The 19278-nt window shown below is 61.4% G+C and carries 17 protein-coding genes and 1 riboswitch; of the genes, 4 read left to right on the forward strand and 13 right to left on the reverse strand.

Going from position 1 to position 19278, the window contains the following annotated elements; genetic code table 11:
• Positions 1-110: 110 nt before the first annotated feature.
• From AC06G8_RS01045 to AC06G8_RS01085, 9 genes are all read right to left on the reverse strand, one after another.
• The gene (locus AC06G8_RS01045) at positions 111-1403 is read right to left on the reverse strand and encodes an ABC transporter permease (protein ID WP_480284148.1); all 1293 of its coding nucleotides are present in this window, start codon (positions 1401-1403) and stop codon (positions 111-113) included.
• A 2-nt stretch (positions 1404-1405) separates the two neighbouring features.
• A complete protein-coding gene (locus AC06G8_RS01050; protein ID WP_480284149.1) occupies positions 1406-2104 on the reverse strand; it encodes an ABC transporter ATP-binding protein in 699 nt (232 codons plus the stop codon).
• Entirely contained in the window at positions 2101-3231 is a 1131-nt protein-coding gene (locus tag AC06G8_RS01055; protein ID WP_480284150.1) for a hypothetical protein, read from the reverse strand. Before AC06G8_RS01055 ends, AC06G8_RS01050 begins: the two co-directional genes overlap by 4 nt.
• The gene (locus AC06G8_RS01060; protein WP_480284151.1) at positions 3228-5288 is read right to left on the reverse strand and encodes an alkaline phosphatase; all 2061 of its coding nucleotides are present in this window, start codon (positions 5286-5288) and stop codon (positions 3228-3230) included. Before AC06G8_RS01060 ends, AC06G8_RS01055 begins: the two co-directional genes overlap by 4 nt.
• A gap of 153 nt (positions 5289-5441) precedes the next feature.
• Positions 5442-5954 (reverse strand): M15 family metallopeptidase, encoded by a 513-nt coding sequence (locus tag AC06G8_RS01065; protein ID WP_480285360.1) that lies wholly within the window; start codon positions 5952-5954, stop codon positions 5442-5444.
• A gap of 399 nt (positions 5955-6353) precedes the next feature.
• Complete coding sequence (locus AC06G8_RS01070) at positions 6354-6857, reverse strand: C40 family peptidase (RefSeq protein WP_447665041.1); 504 nt, start codon at positions 6855-6857, stop codon at positions 6354-6356.
• Between the two features lie 5 nt (positions 6858-6862).
• Positions 6863-7026, reverse strand: a riboswitch (cyclic di-AMP (ydaO/yuaA leader).
• Positions 7027-7364: 338 nt separating this feature from the next.
• Positions 7365-7604 (reverse strand): hypothetical protein, encoded by a 240-nt coding sequence (locus AC06G8_RS01075; RefSeq protein WP_480284152.1) that lies wholly within the window; start codon positions 7602-7604, stop codon positions 7365-7367.
• A gap of 340 nt (positions 7605-7944) precedes the next feature.
• Complete coding sequence (locus AC06G8_RS01080) at positions 7945-8775, reverse strand: hypothetical protein (protein ID WP_447665039.1); 831 nt, start codon at positions 8773-8775, stop codon at positions 7945-7947.
• Positions 8776-8802: 27 nt separating this feature from the next.
• Complete coding sequence (locus AC06G8_RS01085; protein ID WP_480284153.1) at positions 8803-10776, reverse strand: M1 family metallopeptidase; 1974 nt, start codon at positions 10774-10776, stop codon at positions 8803-8805.
• 177 nt (positions 10777-10953) lie between these two features.
• Between AC06G8_RS01085 and AC06G8_RS01090 the strand changes: the two genes are divergently transcribed.
• The 3 genes from AC06G8_RS01090 to AC06G8_RS01100 all read left to right on the forward strand — a co-directional run bounded on the left by AC06G8_RS01090 (position 10954) and on the right by AC06G8_RS01100 (position 12359).
• Complete coding sequence (locus AC06G8_RS01090; RefSeq protein ID WP_447665037.1) at positions 10954-11505, forward strand: YwhD family protein; 552 nt, start codon at positions 10954-10956, stop codon at positions 11503-11505.
• 447 nt (positions 11506-11952) lie between these two features.
• Positions 11953-12135, forward strand: a complete 183-nt coding sequence (locus AC06G8_RS01095) for a hypothetical protein (protein ID WP_480285361.1) — start codon at positions 11953-11955, stop codon at positions 12133-12135.
• A gap of 17 nt (positions 12136-12152) precedes the next feature.
• Complete coding sequence (locus tag AC06G8_RS01100) at positions 12153-12359, forward strand: hypothetical protein (protein WP_480284154.1); 207 nt, start codon at positions 12153-12155, stop codon at positions 12357-12359.
• Positions 12360-12514: 155 nt separating this feature from the next.
• Here AC06G8_RS01100 and AC06G8_RS01105 read toward each other — a convergent pair whose 3' ends face one another.
• Positions 12515-13117, reverse strand: a complete 603-nt coding sequence (locus AC06G8_RS01105; RefSeq protein WP_480284155.1) for a GNAT family N-acetyltransferase — start codon at positions 13115-13117, stop codon at positions 12515-12517.
• 642 nt (positions 13118-13759) lie between these two features.
• Here AC06G8_RS01105 and AC06G8_RS01110 point away from each other — a divergent pair.
• Positions 13760-15544, forward strand: a complete 1785-nt coding sequence (locus AC06G8_RS01110) for a family 10 glycosylhydrolase (protein ID WP_480284156.1) — start codon at positions 13760-13762, stop codon at positions 15542-15544.
• Between the two features lie 324 nt (positions 15545-15868).
• On the opposite strand, the gene AC06G8_RS01115 is transcribed toward AC06G8_RS01110, so the two are convergent.
• The 3 genes from AC06G8_RS01115 to AC06G8_RS01125 all read right to left on the reverse strand — a co-directional run bounded on the left by AC06G8_RS01115 (position 15869) and on the right by AC06G8_RS01125 (position 19239).
• Positions 15869-16873: a LacI family DNA-binding transcriptional regulator gene (locus tag AC06G8_RS01115; RefSeq protein WP_480284157.1), complete on the reverse strand. Its 1005-nt coding sequence runs from the start codon at positions 16871-16873 to the stop codon at positions 15869-15871.
• A gap of 120 nt (positions 16874-16993) precedes the next feature.
• A complete protein-coding gene (locus AC06G8_RS01120; RefSeq protein WP_480285362.1) occupies positions 16994-18715 on the reverse strand; it encodes an ABC1 kinase family protein in 1722 nt (573 codons plus the stop codon).
• Positions 18715-19239 (reverse strand): phasin family protein, encoded by a 525-nt coding sequence (locus AC06G8_RS01125; RefSeq protein WP_480284158.1) that lies wholly within the window; start codon positions 19237-19239, stop codon positions 18715-18717. The genes AC06G8_RS01120 and AC06G8_RS01125 overlap by 1 nt, the downstream gene beginning before the upstream one ends.
• Between the last annotated feature and the right edge of the window lie 39 nt (positions 19240-19278).

The following is a 19278-nucleotide window of genomic DNA, read 5'->3' on the forward strand; positions in this document are numbered from 1 at the left end:
TGCGGCATGGCTTATCTGTGCATGGCTTTATCTGTCCAGTGTACCATGGCCGGGCTCCGGGCGGGGAGGAAGGAAGCCATTGGAGGAAGGAAGCCATTGGAGGGAGGAAGCTATTGGATCGCGAGGTAGCGGGCAGTCTCGGCCCGGTAGGCGGCCAGCGCAGGAATGAGTCCGGCTGCGATGCCGGCCGCAAGCACGATGCCGGCGATGCCAAGATGGGACCACTGGAATCCGACCGTCACGGCGATGGATACGCGGGAGCCGATATAGCCGGACAGGACGGCGGACAAGCCATAGGCTCCGGCGATGCCGAGGGCGCAGCCGAGCAGCATGACGATGGAGGATTCCAGCAGCACGATGGCCATCACATGGCGGCGGCCGGCGCCGATCGCGCGCAGGATGGCCACGCTGCGGCGGCGCTCCATAGCCGATCCGTACAGGGAGAGGCAGACCGTGAGGCCTGCCATGCCGAGGATGACGTATCCGATGCTGCGCAGAACCTGCTCGCCGCTGCCCAGCATGTCGAACAGCTTGGCCAGCGTCTGCCCCGGCAGCACGGCCTGCGCTTCTTTTCCGGCATTCGTCTGCTGGTACAGCTTCATCAGCCCGATGTAGCTCTTGGGCTTGACGAGGACGGCCGTCACTCCGCGGGCAGCTTCTTCCTCGGCGGAGACAGCCGGACCAGGCGCGGATGAAGCCTCGGCAGAAGAAGACAGTTCCTGTCCGCCTGCGGCCGCTCCGCCTTCCTCCTCTTCATGCCCATGCTCATGGCTGATCCAATAGCTGTCCATGCTGACGTAGATGCCACGGTCGGAAGGAGCAGCTACCGGCTTCAGGATGCCGACCACCTCATAGGGATGATCTGCATGCTCATCCGGCTCGGCGGAGACGACGACTCCATGCTCGGAGACGAAGCGGTCCCCGACCTTGAGCCCCTCGCGCGAGGCGACCTCCGCTCCGATTACCGCCTGGAAGGGGCCGCTGAACAACCGTCCTTCACGAAGGTTGAAGTAGGGCGGATCGGCAGGGCGGCCCTTGAGGTCGAAGAAATCGGCGCTTGTCCCGACGATCCGGAATCCCCGGTACTGGTCTCCGAGAGCGAACGGAACGGCTGTCTGCACCTCGTCATTCGCGGCCAGCTCCTCATAGTAGGCATGGCTGAGGTTGTCCAGCGGGCGGTCCATCAGAAATATGGTGTTGAACACGAGCTGGTTGGCACTCCCCTTGGAGCCGATCAGGAGCCCGAACGGCTCGCTTGCCCGCTCGATGCCTCCGCGCACGCCCCCGGAGAGGACCAGAACCGCCAGCGTGACGGCGATTCCGACAAGAACGACGGCGGCTGTCAGGGCGGTTTGGACTTTGCGGGCCATCAGATTGCGGATGGCCATGCTCAGCAAGGACATGGCTAGGCTCCTTTCGCCGGCGAGAGCGGCCTGCGCGACAGCTCCCGCATGGATACGGAGCCGTCCATGCGTGCCGCCTGCTCGAGGTCATGGGTGCAGAGAAGGAGCGCGGCGCCCGCATCGGAAGCGGCGGCAAGGAGCAGCTCCATGATCTGCGCCGCCGTCGCGGCGTCCAGACTGGCTGTCGGCTCGTCGGCCAGCAGCAGCTCCGGGCCGTTCACAAGCGCCCGCGCGATGGCGACGCGCTGCTGCTCGCCCTGGCTCAGCTGGGCGGGCCGGTGGTGGAGGCGGTGTCCGAGACCGGCCTGCTCCAGCAGCTCGGCGGCTCTGCCGCGCCGGGCGCGCTTGTCGAGCACCCGGCCGAAGCTGGCGGCGGCGAGCACGTTCTCCAGCGCCGTGAAGCCGGGCACCAACTGGAAGCTCTGATGCACATAGCCGATATGAGCGGCTCGCAAGCGGTCGAGCTCCGCCTCCCGAAGCTGGTCTGTCCGCTTGCCCATGAAGGTGATGGAGCCTTCCGTCGGGCGCGAGATGCCTGCGATCAGATGGAGCAGCGTGCTTTTGCCGGAGCCGCTCGGTCCGACCAGCGCCTTGCACTCGCCTTGGCGCAGCTCGAAGAAGGGGATATCCAGCACCGGCATCATGATGCCGCCTTGGATGCGGAACCGCTTGACCACTTTCTCCATAGAAACCAATGTCATTTCAACACCTCCGTCTTGTCGGCATTGATGCGGATCAGGCTGACGAAGCCTGTCTCCTCGTCGGTCATGGAGCCGACGCTCAGCGTCCCGGTAATCTTGACCTGATGCTCGGTCGGCGTCATCTCCGAGCCTTTCGGCAGATTGATGACGACGATATCGGTCGGCCAGTCCGCGTCGGAGGAGCAGAAGGGGCAGATCGCCAGCGGGATGCGGGTAAGGACGAAGAAGCGGACGGTCGCCGTCAGCGGCGGAGCCATGTAGCCGATCATTTCCACCTTTTGCCCGTCGAGCTCCTTGAGCTTGTCGGAAAAGGTCAGTCCCCGCACCGTTTCCTTGCCGTACAGCTCGGAGAAACGGATCGTCTCGGGTCCGTCCAGACTGGAGCGGACGGTCGGCGGAGCGGAGCCTGCCGGACTCGGCAAAGGCGAAGCCGAGCTGCCGGGCGAGCTTGCCCTAGGGCCGGAGGATGCCGGCGGGCCATCGGATGCCGACGGGGCCGGGGATGCGCTCGCGGCAGGCTTGGAGCCGGATGCGGGTCCGGCGGGCAGCTTGCCCTGCGAGGGAGCCTGCTGCTGACGCTCCGCATCCGGGCTTGCTGCTGCATATGCCGTCCCCGGCGTTTTGACCGCAGCGGGGCTTGCTCCGCCAGCAGGCTTGCCGCCGTCGGACTGCTTGCCGGATGATAGTCCGGCGCCATCTTGCGCTGCCGGCGCCTCTGCTCCTCGATCAGCCGGCACCGGATTCGCCTTGCCGGAAGACGCGCCGGCAGCATCGAGTCCTGCTGCTGCATCGGCGGAGTCTCCGGCAGCATTTCCTGCCTCGTCGCTGCCCGCCGTTCCGGCCGCAGCGTCAGGAGCCGGGGGCGCCTGGCTTGCCGCCGCCGTTCCGCCATCCCCGGAACGCTCGCCCTGCTCCGCGGAAGGCGACGTTCCGGCTCGTCCGCTTGCCGCGCCCGTACCGGCTTCCGCGGGGGCCGCAGCTGCCTCGCCGAGGGAGGCCGAAACGGAAGAAGGCTCTCCCCCTGAAGGGAGAGCCTTGGTTCCGCAGCCGGCCAGCAGCAGCCCGGCCGCCGTCAGCCCCGCAAGCAGCGGGACCGGACGGAAGAGTGACGCCGGACGGCTCCTCATTGGCCGAGGGAAGCCAGCAGCGAATCGCTGGTGACGATCAGCTTGCCGTTCTCGCTTTTGAACTTCAGCGGCACCGGCTTGTTGTTTTTCTTCGCAATGCCCTTGTCCATGTACAGCACGAGCTTGCTCGCTCCGGCGTTCACGAAGGTAACGTGTTTGGCGGCATCATAGGAAGTGCTGCCTCCGACGGACTTCAGGAAGCCGTCCAGCTCGATCCAGGTCTGCTTGTCCGGCTTGCTGCCGTCCAATTTCAGGCCGAGCGCCTGAGCCATGCCGAAGAACACTTCGGTATTGTCCAGCGTGCCTTTGAAATAGTCGGAGCCAGGGCCGTGAGCCATCAGAGTTACGTCGTCGGCGGAATGGACCTCGACGCTTTCGGACTTCGGCAGCGTGCCCGTATGGAGGTACTTGTCCTTGTCAGGCGCGTCCGGATTGGCCAGCGTTCCCGGATTCGCGATATAGGCATCTCCGGAAAGGACGGCCGGAGCCTGGGGAACGGAGCTGAACTTGTAATCCTCGTAATAGTCCGGCGTGGCGCCGAAGACGACGGCCAGCTTGCGGTCGACATCCGGCGTATCCGGGAAGCCGTCCTTGTCGGAATCGGTGTAGGTCGGGAACTTGGACTGCTCATAGGTGCGCACCGCTTCGCGTCCCGTCTTGCCGTCGCCTTCCCAGTACGTGCCGGCGATGCTGGCGGAGTGGGCATGGTCGGCCGTCGCCAGGACGAGGGTGTCGCCCGAGGCGTCCGCGTAACGGCGAGCCTCGCCGATTGCTTTGTCCATCTCGATCGTATCGTAGGCGGAGCGCTCCCAGTCCATCGTATGCAGCTGCTTGTCGATGCTGGCGCCTTCGACCATCAGGAAGAAGCCGTTCTCGTTCTTGCTGAGCACCTCGATCGCTTTCTTGGTCATGTCCCACAGATTCGGCTGGTCGGTGAACGACTTGAGCGCCGCCGTGTTTTTGGTCGAGCGGTCGTAGTAGACGTTCATGTCGCCGGTATGGAACAGGCCGAGCAGCTTGGAAGGCGTTCCGGAGCTTTTCAGTCCCGAGGCGCTCTCCACGAATTTGTAGCCGGCTTTCTCGAAGCCGCTGATGAGATCGTTCTCGTCCTTGCGCTTAGAGCCGGCAACCGATTTGGGGAGGAAGTAGGCCGATCCGCCGCCCATGACGACTTCAGGCTGAAGCTTCAGCAGCATGTCGGCGATCTCCGGCTTGTCCGCGCGGCGGCGGGTATGGGAGACGACCGCGGCCGGCGTCGCGTCCTCGATCTCCGAGGTCGTGACGATGCCGACCGACATGCCGCGCGTGCGCTTCAGCATCTCGGCGAGCGTCTCGACCTGCGGATCGTCCAGCGAGCTTTCCGTATTGTCCGGATAGACGCCGAGGGCGTTCACGGCGGATTTGTGGCCGGTATTGTAGGCGCTGGCGCTGTTGGCCGAGTCGGTGACGATGGAATCCATGCCGGAGGTGGTGACGACGGCGCGCTGCTCCAGCTTGTCCATTTCCATGAGGCCGTTGTACTTGCCCTCGGTCAAGCCCTTGGACATCGCGCGGGCGATCGTGATGCTAGGCTGCGACATGCCGTCCCCGACGAAGAGGATGATGTTCTTCGCCTTCTTGCCGGCTGCGGAGGTGGTCACCGCTTGATAGGAGACCGTGCGGGACAAGGAGCCGGCCGTCACCTTCACGGTGTAGGAGCCCGGCTTGTCCAGCGATACGCCGCGGATCATGAAGGAGGAGCTTGAGGCGGTGCTGGTTTTTTCGAAGCTTTTGCCGAAAAATGCTTCCGCGCTTTTGCCGTTTATCTGGATGCTGACGGCCGAGGCATCGCCTGTCCAGTCGTTCAATTCCACGCGGAAATCGAATTTGCCGCCCGCCAGAAACTTGGCATTATGGATGGGAGCTACATAAATGGACGGCGCCGCTTTGGCCGTCGCGGCCGCTTCGGCTGCCGCCGCAGGAGCCGGAGTCAGCTCGGCCATTCCGATTCCTCCTGCTGCCAAGGCGCTCGCAAGCGCCGCTCCGAGAAACATTTTACCTGCTTTTGCTTTCTTCATCTCCCCAAAACCCCTCCGCTACTAGAAATGAATGCACTTCCACAGCGTAAGTAAGAATGATTAAGCAGGTGCTAACGATTTGTGAATAGTTGGTAAATCAAGAAAACGCCTGCGAAGCCGCAAGGCGTTTTCATTCATGCATGCATTCGACGGCTATTTCTTCTCCTCGGCAGCTGTTCCGTCCTCCGGAGGACGATTGCCGTTTTTCAGCTCCCAGATCGAATAGCCGAAGTCCATTTGCAGATGGGGATTGTCCGGGAACTTGGGCCAGTCGCCGCCCCATGTGAAGCCGAGCCCCTTGGCGATCGCTACGACCTCCAGCCAGTCGGCTTTGCCGTTCTTGTTCCCGTCGTATTCCATATCCCAAATAATATCGCCCCCGCGGTCCTTGAGAGCGAAGTCGATCGCCAGACCGTAGTTGTGGTAGGATTCTCCGCCGCGGGCATGGGTAACGATGGAGCCGTCGCCATCCCGGCCTTTGCTGTACAGGACATCCTGCTCTGCCGAGCTGCGGAAGCCGTCGGTGATGACGACTTTGATGCCTTTTGCGGCGGCCAGCGAGATAAGCTCGTCCTTTTTCCCGTCCAGCACCGGATGCAGCTGCGTAACGGGAGGCACCTCCCGGTATAGTCCCGGAGGGACGACCCGGTCGAACAGGCGCGGCATCTCCAGCTTGAAGAGGGCAGCCGCCGCAAGTACGAGTCCCGCCGCAAGCAGCAGGCAGCCGAGGCCGCTTCTGCGCCGGGTCTGAGTCCGGCCTGCGGACTTGGGGCTGCGGCCCTTTTGTCCGCCCGTCATGGGGCTTTGCTGCATGAAGGTCTCCTTTGCACGTTCGCTTTGTTCAAGCTTATACGAGCGGGAAGGGCAAAAAGCTTCAGGAAACGGCTGATCGGCTTGGGATCTGTTTCCAGTTGGAGCGGATGGGGTAAGGATAGGAAACGAGCTGGAAAATGCTGACGCCGGCAGCCGGGCGCCGAGCATGCGCAAAAGCAAACAAACCGCTGGCCGCCGCCCCGAAGGGCTGGCTGCTGCGGTTTGCGCAAGGGGATCCGGATTCAGGACAGGCTAGTCCACATCGGGACTGCCGTCAACCGTATCGGCTGGATCGTCGGCGTATTTCTCGTACTTGGTGTCGTCCATGATCCGGCGTGCGGACACGTAACGCTTCGTGTAGTAGGAATCGCTCAGGCTGCTGATCATGACGCCTTTGCTCGACGAGGAATGGGCGAACTTGCCGTCCCCGACATAGATTCCGACATGCGAGACGCCGCGGCCGCTCGTATTGAAGAACACGAGGTCGCCCGCCTTGAGATCAGCCTTCGCGACTTTCTTGCCCAAGCCTGCTTGGGAAGAGGAGGAATGCGGCAGGGAGATCTTGAATTGCTTGAATACATAGGACGTGAATCCGGAGCAATCGAATCCGTTCGTCGTCGTTCCGGCCGTTTTGTACGGCGTTCCGACGAGATCGCTGATGACACCGTCCATTTTGGAATCAGCCGCTGCGCTGCCTGCGCCTGCAGTGAACAACAGAGAGATTCCGAGGATGAGGCTTGCTGCTTTCTTCTTCAAGCTTGAGTAGCTCCTTCCAGAGCCTACGAGGTTAGCTGTGGGGTTCGGTTGAAGGTTCCCTATGATTCCTGCGGCATGCGTGACAATAGCTGACGGACGCCCAAAATCAATTCACCCTGAAAGTGGTTCCCCCGTTTCCATGTTCAACGGAATTCGGCATTTTGATGATACTGGAAAACATATTCTTGCTTTTCGCCCCTTCTCCTTCCCAAAACGACATTTTCTAATAATTCTCATGTTTCAACGAGAAGAAAATAGCGTTTACATCCGGATTATATGGGAGCTGACCTCCCTTGAACAGACAAAATGGCGACTCTTCCCTATTTATGCAACCGGTATGGCAATCGCTCCACATTGCCTTTCCTGACGGCCGCCGATCGGACGCAGAAGACTGAGAAGACTGGCGCTGCCGCCAGTCTTCTTTGTCTTTTCTTAGAAGGGGATGCGACTACAAAAAGCCCCGTCTTCTCCAGGAGAAGGCGGGGCTTGACTGATTCCGCAACCGGATCAAACGGTATAAAGGACGTCTTCCATCAGGGTAAGCAGCCGGGATCTCATTCCGACCAGCTTCATCAGGGCTTCCTCCTGCAGGCTGCCGGTATCCGGGCTGAGCAGGGCGTGCTCGCTGCTGATCGCCTCAAGGGCCTTGCCTGTGTTGGGATTCAGGTCGTAATGCTCAAAACGGTAAAGCAGCTCGGCGGTGGATTGGTGAAGCTCTTCATAATAAGCTTGAATTTGTTCGGTCATCGTTCGATTTTCCTCTCTGGTTTGGTTATTTTCTCTATTCTGCTGTTCGATGTATGGGGGCGGCCCCGAGAGAGCCGGCGATTGTGTGCGGAAACTTCGCTTACAGCATGCCCATCGTTGTTTTCATTGCTTGCGTCTGTTCTTCCGATCCGATAGCGGGCAGCGGATGGGGAGCGGGAACCCATCTGCCGACTCAGGGATAGGAACCGATATGCGTGAGTCGAGCGGAAGCATAGGGTGCCCGATTGCCTGAGAAGGTATTAAACCGGCAGACGCTCTTTGAAAACAAGTCATAATTGTCAGAGAATTTTCACAATTGTACGATGGAATTATTGCTTTGTCAACTAATGTGACGCGAATCCTCCCAGCAAGCGTACTGTGATGTCAGCAGCCACAAGTCAAGCAGCGTGCGGACGAGATGATAGGCTTGCTGGATGACGAGGGCGGCCAATCCGGCCCATGCCATCGCTGCGGCGCTGAAGCCGGCACCGATGACGCCGGAGAAGAGGAGCAGGGTCAGGCTGAGGCCGGCCATCGGGAGCAGCCGTCTGCAGGCGGCCGATAGGGACGCCGAGACTTTGAGCCTGGATACCGCTCCGAGCTGGAGGGAGAGGCTGAGCAGATGCAGAACCCCGATCCACAGCAGCCACGCTGCCGCCCAAGGCAAAATGCTGACGGCGATTTCCTGCAGGGAGGATCCGTTCTTGACCACATCCCATGCCCGGGAGCCGAGCCACCAGAGAGGAGCGACGGCAAGAAGCGTCTCCGCCCAGTAGAGAAGCAGGACCGGCTTCCATGCCTTGCGCATGCCCTGCAGGAATAGCGTGCCGCCTTCATGTCCCGCCGCGGTATGGTGGATGGAATAGAACAGGCCGGCATTGATGAGCGGCGTGACGATCATGCGGGAGAGCAGCAGGGCGGCCAGCGTCCACAGGACCGGCTGGGCGAGATCGGTCTTCATCAGCCGGAACTGGGCTTCCGCCCAGAACAGGGCATCCGCCCCTTGCGAAGGCTCGTTCGCTCCGGGATACCGCCGAAGCAGCGGTCCGATAATGGAGTCGACATAGCGGTAGAGGAAAAATCCCCACAACAACCGGTACAGGAACAGGGCGACGGCCACCGGCAGATGCTTGATGGTCAGGCGCCACCCTTGCTTGAGATAAGTAGACACGTTTGAGACTCTCCTCTCTTCGGGCCGCTACCAGGCGAACGCTCCCGCAATCCATTCCAGCGCCTTCACGATGCCGAGGCTGATCCGGACCTCCTGCTTGCGGGGAGCCTCGGCTTTCAGGAAGTTGTTCATCTGCCGGTTGTCCAGCACGTTGGTGCGGTCCGGATCGACCGCGGCCCAGAGCAGCGGGGAGGGGGCGGTCAGCTTGTAGAGCATATCCGATTCAACCCCGTCCCAGGTGCGTGAGGCCGTAGAGCCGTCGGCGAACTTGAAGGTGACCGGGACCGGGCCGTAGACGCCGCCGCCGCGCTTGACGAGCACGTCAGACTCGTACATTTTGGAGGCGCCGGAGTCCGCCGCCTTCGAGACCCGGATGGAGGCGACCGAATAGTCGGCCATCTCGCCTCCGTACACGAACTGGCTGAAGTAGTCGTCCCAATTCTGCTTGCTGACCTGCTCGACGACTTTCTTGAAGTCCGCCGTGGTCGGATGCTTGAATTTATATTGGTTGAAATAGGTCCGCATGATCTTGTTCATGATGTTCATGCCGACCCGGTTCTCGATGCCGGTCAGCACCAGCTTGGCGCGGCTGTAGACATTGTCCGCATACCGGCTGTGCGAGCCGAACGACCAGGAAAGCAGCTTGAGCGGGGCGGGATCGGTAACGTAGCTCGCCTCCAGCGCCGTGCGGGGCTCCACTCCGTATTCGCTCTCCATGACCTTGTCCTCGGAGTAGGAGGTGAAGCCTTCGTCCAGCCAGGCTTCCTCGAACTCGTTGGAGGCGACCATTCCGTACCAGTACTGATGGCCGATCTCATGCACGACCGTCCGCTCCAGACTGTAGCCGGGATTGTCCGTCTCGGCGGCGAATGCGGTCACGAGCGTCGGATATTCCATGCCGCCGGCGCCATTGGCCCCTTTGGGAGGGACGACGATGGAGAGAGTGCTGTACGGGTAGCTGCCGTACCACTGGGCGTATTTGGCCAGGGCCGACTTGGCTGCGTGCATGTAGCGCTCTTTCTGCTCCTTGTGCAGCGGATCGAGATAAAGCTTGATGCGGACTCCGGGAACGCCGGGAGCGGAGAAAGGCTCCTCGCTGTAAAGGAAATCGGGCGAGGCGGACCAGCCGAAGTCATGCACGTCCTCGGCATAGAACGTATATTGCTGCCCGCCTTTGGCCGCTTCCAGCTTCGTCTGGACGCCTGTGGCAGCGACTTTGTAGCCGGCGGGAACTTCGATCTTGACGGAATACACGCCGAAGTCGCTGTAGAATTCCGAGTTGCCGTGATATTGGTGGACGTTCCAGCCTTCCGCGCTGCGCGTGCCGGTGCTGGTCGTGTTGTAGGCCGCGATCTTGGGGAACCACTGTCCCGCCATCGTGAAATCTCCCGAATAGCCCATGCGGGCGAACACCTCGGGAAGCCCGACGGTGAAGCCGATCTGGAGCGTGACCTCCTCGCCCGGAGCGACCGGCTGCGGCAGCTTGAGCTTGGCCAGCGTGTAGTCGTCCTTGTTGCCGTCGTCGGGCTGCACGTAGTGGACTCGAGGCAGCAGGCTCTCCCCGTTCTCCGTCTTGAAGGAGTCGAGGCGCATGTAGCCGATGCTGCCTGCAGTCGCCTTGTCGTTCCGGAGCTTTCCGCCGGATTCCTTCATGAACGTGGTTTTATCCGACAAGAAGGCATTCGGATACAGGTGGACATACATGTCCGAGACGGTTTTCCGTCCGGGGTTCTTCCAGGTGACCGTCTCCGTCCCGGTCAGCGTGCGTCCGCTGAGCTTGACCTGAATCTGGTAGTTGGTCACTCTTCGGGACAGCGGCTCCGCTTCCGGCTCCGGGGCGGGAGAGCTCTCGGCCGCCGGCTCCACGCCGGGTTCATTTCCAGCAGCGGCATATGTATAAGAAGTAAGTCCGTGATGTCCGCTGCCTTGGAACGGAGCGAGGAGAGATGTGGTGAAGAGCAGGGCGAGCAGCAGTGTTTTGCAAGTTCGGCTTGAGGCCATGGACCGGTTCCCTCCCGTTGACAAGCTTCTAAGGCATGTATATGTTTGCTTTTGCCTGATTATTAGCTAAAATGGAATTTATCCGGACGAACTCCCGGCCCGTCCCGCCAGCAAGCGGTTTGACGGGCTTTCATAGGCAAATGAAACCTTATTATTCACACGGAAGCAGGGATCAGAATGGAAGAAAATCAAGGAACGCCATCCCCGGGCAGCCCGGAGGGCGAAGCGGCGGCACAGCCGGCCAAGGGCAAGCGCTCGCTGTCGCTCAACGTCGTGAGCAGCAAGGAGCATCGCGGCTTCGGAGCGGGGACGATCGATCTCAGCCGGGTTTCCTCGGTCATCATCGACGGCGGCGAGGCTTATATCGATAACGGCGCGATTCATGCGAAGAGCAAGGTGGAGAAGGGCATCAAATTCCTGACGGACAAGGAAGCCGTCCCGAACGGCCGTCCGTGCTGGATCGTGTGGGTAGCCGTCGACCGCGACGACGAGGGCTCCTACTACGCGGGAGCGACAGCCTGCCCGATGACGGTAGACCCGGAAATCCGCCGCGGCTGGAAGATTCTCGCCCAGCATGTCAACAACCTGGACTACGCGATCAAGCGCCGGTTCATGCTGGAGGAGCTGCCGGCTTCAGACAAGCAGGCGCTGAAGAAGCTGCTGATCGAGAACAACGCCGAGTGGTGGGAGAATTCCCCTGCGGCGCTCAAGGAACAGCTGGAAGGCTGAGCATCCAGCCTCTGCATGACCTCCGTTTTGCCGCTGCGAGCGGCTGCGGAGGTTTTTTTATTCCGCTTTCCTTTCCTTTCATATGGAAAATGGGCTATAGGGGGAGAGGGATGAATCCTACAAGAGAGAGGGGATTCGTATCTTTAGCGGATTTAACTTCAGCGGATTGATCGTGCTCATTGTGTTCCTTGTCCTCCTCATAGGGCTCATAAGGAAACGGATCCATAAATAACTGCTTCCCTCTAGCCTGCGCGCGCCCAGGATGCCTAACCATCCATGCCGCGGCTGCTCAGCGGCGTCAAATAATGGGCGGCACTCTCTCCTGCGGCACGGCGGAACAATAAAGAAGAACGGACTTCTGCGGCAAGCACGGGAATATCTCCCGCGCCGCAAGTATCGAGACCGTCCAAAGGAGCACAAAGCGGATGAAAATCGAAAATCGTTCTGATCGGAGGAGGCGGCTTCGTGTTTGCCCCGACCGTCCTTGAAGACTGGATCATCAAGCATCGCATGGAGGGAGAGCTCATGCTGGTGGACTTGAACCTGGAGGCGGCCGCCGCCATGGCGGGAGCGGGACGAGTCCTTGCCCGGCAGCACGGGGTGAATATCGTCATTTCGGAGACGGATTAGAGGGAAGAGGCGTTCCCATGCGCGGACTTCGTCATTCTCTCCGCTGCCCCGCAAGGAGCGCTTCGCTGGAAGATAAGATGGACTTTGATATCCTGCAGGAATTCGGCATGGGCGATCAAGCGCGGGAATGCGGCGGGCTCGGCGGCATGCTGGGAACGTTCCAGAGGCCATGCGATGCAGGAGCTGCCGCCGGAGCGAATCGTGGAGGTGCCGGTCTGCATTAGCGGCGCATGCAGCGCTGGACCGGATGCTGGAGGCGCATGCCGATCTTCTTCCGGCGTTTGCCTGACGTCAAGGCAGCGAGCTGGGGGCAATGCTCATGAATGAGGCCCATGAAGGTATTTGACCTGCGTCAACCTGACCGGGATGCATCCGTCCGCTAGCCTTCCTCCTTGAATCCCTTGTACGAGCGCCGGTGGAAGTCGGAAATCCAGCGGAACAGCTGTTGGCCGTCGCCTTCCCGAAACAGCGCTTCTTGTTCCGGACTCAGGCCGCTGCCGGAGGAGAACGGACGGTAGAGGGCGCGGTACGGCTCCGGCACCCAGATATAGTGGTGGACATACCCCGTTGCATGGAAGCCGGCTTGTTCCCAGAACCGGATCCGGCGCCGGTTGTCGGTTGTGGCTTCAGCCTCGGCTTCCACAAGCAGCGCGAGCGCGCCGGCGGCATGCCGTCCGCCCCATTCGTCGAGCTTGGCGAGCAGGAGGGTTCCGTATCCATGGCCTCTCCGCCTGGAATCGACGGCGAGATAGTCGACGACAAGCACGCGTCCGCCGCCGCTTGGGCCGGCGAGAGCGATGGCGACGGGACGCAGGCCGGCGCCGCCGTCTCTCTCGGCGAGAATATGCACGAGAGCAAGGCCTCGCTCCAGCATGGCGCGGATCAGCGCTTCCGGCTTGCGGCTGTGCGGAGCGAAGGCTTCCTCGTAGATCCGGCGGGCTGCCGGCCAGAGAGGGTGCTCCAGATTATTCAACGTAAGCATGAGCATGTGCGGCCTCCTGAGCAGATATGGGCAGGCTGTTGCCTGCTTAGTATAACCGCTTGGGTCCATTCAAGCACAAATAGGGCTTTCGCTTGTCCGCTGACAACCGAAAGCCCTATTTCCTGCTTATCCAGTTCCTATTCAATTAGACGCTTACACTCCATTCCCAGCAGCTTGCGTAACCTGACGCTTGCTTCCTTCTTAGATTTCGCTTTCTCCATACAGATTGGATGACCGGTTCATGTACACAACAGACTTCAGGACCCGCATGCCCGCTCAGCAGCATCAGCTGCTCTCTTCTTGCCAGCCTGGCGGCGTTGCCGTCGGCTTCGGGACACGCTTCGCTAACCGTCTCCATTGGACTATCCCCTTCCCCTGTGGAGTGATTTCATTATACCTCATCTTTACAATTATTTAAATAATCAGAATATTCAATTACAGGCCGAATTCCTCTGAAATCAGGCTTCTGCCCAGAGAAATCGCCTGTTTCTACATTGTTTTACGGGATATGACCGTTTTCCTCCTTCGGATGAAGAGGAAGATTAAAGCAACTATTGCGGTCAAGCCGGCGTCTAACTGTCTGATGCAAGTTCGAAAGAACCAGCGCAAAGTATGCAAAGAGGAAGGAATGAAGACGTTCACATGAGGTTCAACCGAGCAGAAGCGGCAGGGAGCATCCGCAGGAAGCTGGCGCTCTCCTTGATCGCGGCAACGGCATCGTCATTCGTTCCAGGCGCATGGCATGCCGATGCGTCGGCGGCGTCCGCCATCGGCATTTATCTGGACGGACAGAAGCTGTCTAGCGAAGCCCCGCCGTATATCCTGCCCAAGGTCAACGTGACGATGGTGCCACTGCGGATTGTAAGCGAGGGGCTCGGCGCTACCGTCGACTGGTCCGCGAAAGAGAAGACGGCCCGGATCTCCATGTCGGGCAGCGTCATCACCCTGAAGATGGGTCAGAACTTCGCCGTCGTGAACGGCGCGAACATATCGCTGGACGCATCGGTGGAGACGAAGCAGAGCCGGACGATGGTTCCGTTGAGATTTGTCGGGGAACAGCTCGGATTGAGCGTCGACTGGAACGCTGCCAGCAGGAAAATCTCGCTGTCTTCCCCGGCCGGCCCGGGAGCTGGAGGCGAGCCGGGGACAGGCGCGGGAAATCAGCCCGATGCGGGAACAGGCACTCAGCCAGGTACAGGAACGGGCAGCGAGCCCGGCACGGGTACAGGCACTCAGCCAGGTACAGGAACGGGGAGCCAACCGGGCACCGGCTCGGGTTCGCAACCCGGCGGCGGCACGGTCGTCCCGGGCCCGGGCTTGCAGGCGCCTTTGCGCGGGGCTTGGGTGTCGACCGTCTACAATCTGGACTGGCCGTCAACGGCTTCGTACAAGGATGGAGCCAGGCAGCGCCGGGAATACGTCCAGCTGCTGGACGACCTGCAGCGGCTTGGGATGAATGCGGCCTTCGTCCAGGTACGGCCATCGGGAGATGCCTTGTACCCGAGCCTTCTCGTCCCATGGTCCTCTTATTTGACCGGCAAGCAGGGTCTGGCTCCAGACTACGATCCGCTGGCCTTCATGATTGAAGAGACGCATCGGAGGGGCATGGAATTCCATGCCTGGTTCAATCCGTTCCGGGCGTCGACCACATCCGACACGACGAAGCTCGATTCCGGCAGCATCATGCTCCAGCATCCGGAATGGATCGTCAACTCGGGGGGCAAGCCTTATATCAATCCCGGCATACCGGCTGCCCGCCAGTCCATCATCGATGCCATCATGGAGGTCGTAGCCCGCTACGACATCGACGGCGTGCATCTCGACGATTACTTCTATCCATCCGGCAGCTCGTTCGACGACGAAGCCGTCTATAGGCTGTACAGCGCCGGGAGCTTGAAGGGCAAGGCCGACTGGCGGCGGGACAACATCAACGCCTTTGTCCGCCAGCTCAGCGAGAGCATCCATGCGCAGAAGCCTGCCGTACGCTTCGGCATCAGCCCGTTCGGCGTCTGGCGCAACAAATCCGCCGATCCGGAGGGCTCGGATACGAAGGCAGGCACGAGCACATATGACGGCATGTACGCGGATGTGCGCCTCTGGGTGCGGCAGGGCTGGCTCGATTATGTGGCGCCGCAGATCTATTGGAGCTTCGCCCATCCGACCGCTCCGTACGAGAAGGTTGCGGAGTGGTGGACAGCAACGGTGAAGGGCACCGGAGTCGATCTCTATATCGGCCACTCTCCTTACAAGCTGGGAACGACCGAAGCAGGATGGCAAAGCGCCTCGGAAATCATCCGTCAGCTGGATTACGATCAGTTGACCGGGAGCGTGACGGGAGAGCTGTTCTTCAGCGCCAAGGATCTTCGGCGCAATCCGCTTGGTGTGGGCGATGCCCTGAGCTCCTATTATTCCTCGGCCAAGAAGTGATTCTGCCCTTATTGCATCTTTCGCCTGCATCCGGAATTCCGGATGCGGGCTTTTCCATGTCCCGGGCTATCGACGCCGCGCGCCGGCATGCCCGCGCTTCTCGCGGGAGGCGCGAGGGCATCCGGCCGGCTCCGTGAGCCTGCATGGGCAGGTGCTGGCGGCGGATGCCTCGGTCACATCAGAATCTAGCGGCATAGGGTGAGAGGAATGCTACCTTCCAGCAGCCGACGACGCCGGCGGATACTTCTCCCGGACGGTCTAAGTGTCCAACTTCCAGATCATGCTGCACGGGATGATGGGGGTGACCCCCCAAAGGATAGGGGGTCAGCCCGTCGATTCGCGCACGATGAGCCTAGGCTCGATCAGCCGCGATTGGCGCGGCAGGGCAGGATCGGAGAGCCGCTGCATGAGCAGCTTGCCCGCCTCGATGCCCAGCTCGAACGTGTCGATGTGAAGGCAGGTAAGGGGAGGCGAGGTGAATGCCGACAGGGGATAATCGTCGAAAGCGGTGACGAGAAGGTCATGCGGCACCCGGACGCCGAGCTTGTCCGCCGCGCGCAGCAGGCCGGCTGCCGCATAGTTGCTCATGCAGACGACGCCGTCCGTACGGCTGCCTTCCGACAGCAGCCGAATCGCCATGTCATACCCGCCATGCTCGTCGGCCGTTCCTTCCAGCACCCAATCGGGGCTGAATCCGATTCCGGCCGCGGAGAGCGCATCTCGATAGCCCCTGAAGCGCTTGTCGTACAAGCTGCCCCCTACGTGGCCGCCGATGAACGCTACGGAGGAGCATCCCCGCTGCAGCAGATGCTCCGTCAGCATGTAGCCGCCGCGCCGGTTGTCGTAATCGACCCAGTGTACAGTGCTTCCGTTCTCGCCGATCGAGACGAGCGGGAATTCGAGATCCATCATCTCGGCCGTGTTGTCGGCGGTGAGCAGCTCGCTGCTGGCGATCAGCCCGTCCACGCGCCGGCTGCGCACCAGCCTCTCCATATAGCTCGGCCCGTTTTGGTGGTACTGCACGTTCGAGATCGTCAGCTCATAGCTGAGCGGGCCGATGACGCTCTCCACGCCTCCGATGATATTGTAGAAGAAGGCGTTGAGGAAATCCTCGCGCTGGGCCATGTCGACGAGCATGCCGATGTTGAAGCTGCTCTGGCGGGCCAGCTGGGTCGCGAGGCTGCTTGGCGTATAGTTCATTTCGCGCATGATGGCGCGGATCCGCTGCTTGGTCGCCTCGGAGATGCGCGGCGAGTCGCTCATCACCTTGGAGACCGTGGATTTCGCCACGTTGGCGGCATTGGCGATATCTTGAATCGTCACCCTCATCCAGGCGCCCTCCCGTTCCTGTTTTCTTCTATTGTAGCTCCTCGGCGGGCTCATTTCCTCTTCTCTCGGAGAGGCACAAAACAGCCCCTCGCGGCCGGCCGCGAGGGGCTTCGTGCGCAGTTATTTCTTGCCGGAGCGGAAGATGGACACCAGCATGTACAAGAACATGGCCGCAGCGATCCCGAAGCCGATCTCGAGGGCCGGTATCCGGGACAGCAGGCCGGGCTGGCGGCCCAGCGAGGAGCCGACGATGAGGCCGGCCATGATGATGCTGAAGCTCAGAAGCACGATGCTGAAGCTGAGCCTGCCGCTGATCCGGTCGAGCCGCTGCATGACACGGTCCACGTCGGGTACCGACAGCTCCAACGGCAGCTTGCCGCGCATGAGGATGCGGCCGAGGCTGCGCAGGCGGGAGGGGATCTCGCTCAGCAGCGAGGCGTATTCGATCGCATGGCCGGCTGCGGACTCCGCCAGACGCCCGGGATGCAGCCTCTCCAGCAGCAGCCGGCGGCCGAACGGCTCCGCCACGCTGACGACGCTGAATTCCGGATCGAGAGCTGTGATGACGCCTTCGAGCGTAAGCAGGACTTTTCCGAGGAGCATGAAATCGGACGGCATCCGGATGCGGTGCTTGTAGGAAACATGGAATAAATCCGTGACGGATTCGCCCAGGCTGATCTCGCTGAAGGGCACCTGATAGTATTTTTCCCTGAGCTTGTCCACGTCCCGCCGAAGCTCCCGCCAGTCCGCGTCCTCCGGAATGAGCCCCATCTCGTCGATCGCCTTGATGACGCCGTCGGTGCTCTGGCGCCGCAGGGCGATGACGAGCGAGGCGAAGTGGCCCTTCATTCCCGGCGTCAGGCGGCCCGTCATGCCGAAGTCGAGCAGCCCGATGACCGGGTGCTTCTTGTCCGACTCCGGAGCGGGCTTGCCGGGGAGGGCCTCCGGGCATTCCATGACGAGGATGTTTCCCGGATGGGGATCGGCGTGAAAAAGGCCGGAGACGAAAATCTGCTCCAGAATGACGCCGGCGACGCTCTCGGCGATCGCCTTCAGCTCATAGCCTTCCCGGCGCAGCCTCTCCCGGTCATGCAGCTGGATGCCGCGCATGAATTCCATGGTGAGGACCCGCTTGGAGGAAAGATCCCAATAAATGGCCGGCACCCGAACTCTCGGGTTGTCCTTGAACTGGGCGGCGATCCGCTCCGCGCTGCGCCCTTCAAGCGTGTAGTCCAGCTCCGCAGCCAGCGACGCGGCGAGCTCCTCCACCAGCTCCGCTGCCTGGTACTGGGCTGCCCACTGCAGCCGGTTCTCCGCGATCCGGGCCAGATCGAGCAGGATCTCAAGGTCTGTATCCACGATCTTGCGGATGCCGGGACGCTGGATCTTGACGGCGACCTCCTCCCCGGACAGCAGCCTTGCATAGTGGACTTGTCCGATCGAGGCGGCGGCGACGGGCTCGCGGCCGAATTCCAGGAAGACGGATTCCAGAGGAGCGCCGAGCTCCTCCTCAAGCACCCGCCGGGCTTCTTCGAATGAAAAGGGGGGCACTTTGTCCTGCAGCTGCCGCAGCTCCTCGACGATGTCGGCCGGGAGCAGATCATGCCGGGTGCTGGCGATCTGTCCGAGCTTGACGAAGGCGGGACCGAGCTCCTGCAAAAAAGACCGGATACGTTCTCCGGTCGTTCTTGCCGCGGTATGGGAGGGCTCCTCCACCGTTCTCCAGTGGGGAATGAGCTTCAGGAGGCCGAGCTCCCGCACGAAGTAGCCGAACCCGTTGCGCGCGAAGGCGAGCAGGATTTCCCTGTAGCGCTGCAGATGACGGATTCGGCGGCCGAGCATCATTCTCCTTTGCCGTCCTGAAGCGAATCTCTTTCCTCCCGCAGACGGGCGGACTCTTCCGCTGCCTCGTCCGTTACGGCGGAGACGGAGCTGTGTCCGGGTGCGTCCGGATGTCCGGGTCCGGGATCGACGACGGGCGGAACTCCGGGTCCGGCCTTGCCGGTCCCTTCATAGGCGCCTTGCTCCAGCTGCGTGCTGCCCGGGGCCGTCGCGGCGGCATGCTCCGAAGGAATGCCGAGGCGGGACTCCAGGTCGGCGATCCGCTTCTCCAGCCGCTGCAATTCCTCCCGGTGGACGAGATTGAGCTCGTCGGTGACCGCCTTGACGCGCTCGCGGACGAACGTTTCCAGGCTGCCCTTCGCTTCCTGCCCGCGCTGGATCATGCTGCTGACGAACTGCTGGGAATCGGCCTTGCTCATGTCGCCTTTGGCGCTCAGCTCCTGCGCCAGCTTCTCGGCCTGCTCCCGGGTCGAGGCGGCAAGCCCCAGCCCCAGGGAAAAAGCTTTGTTCATGAGATCTTTCATCAGTCGACACCTGCCTTTTTCATAGTCGCGTGCCTGATC

The sequence above is a fragment of the Paenibacillus sp. SJS-P3 genome (assembly GCF_056711585.1).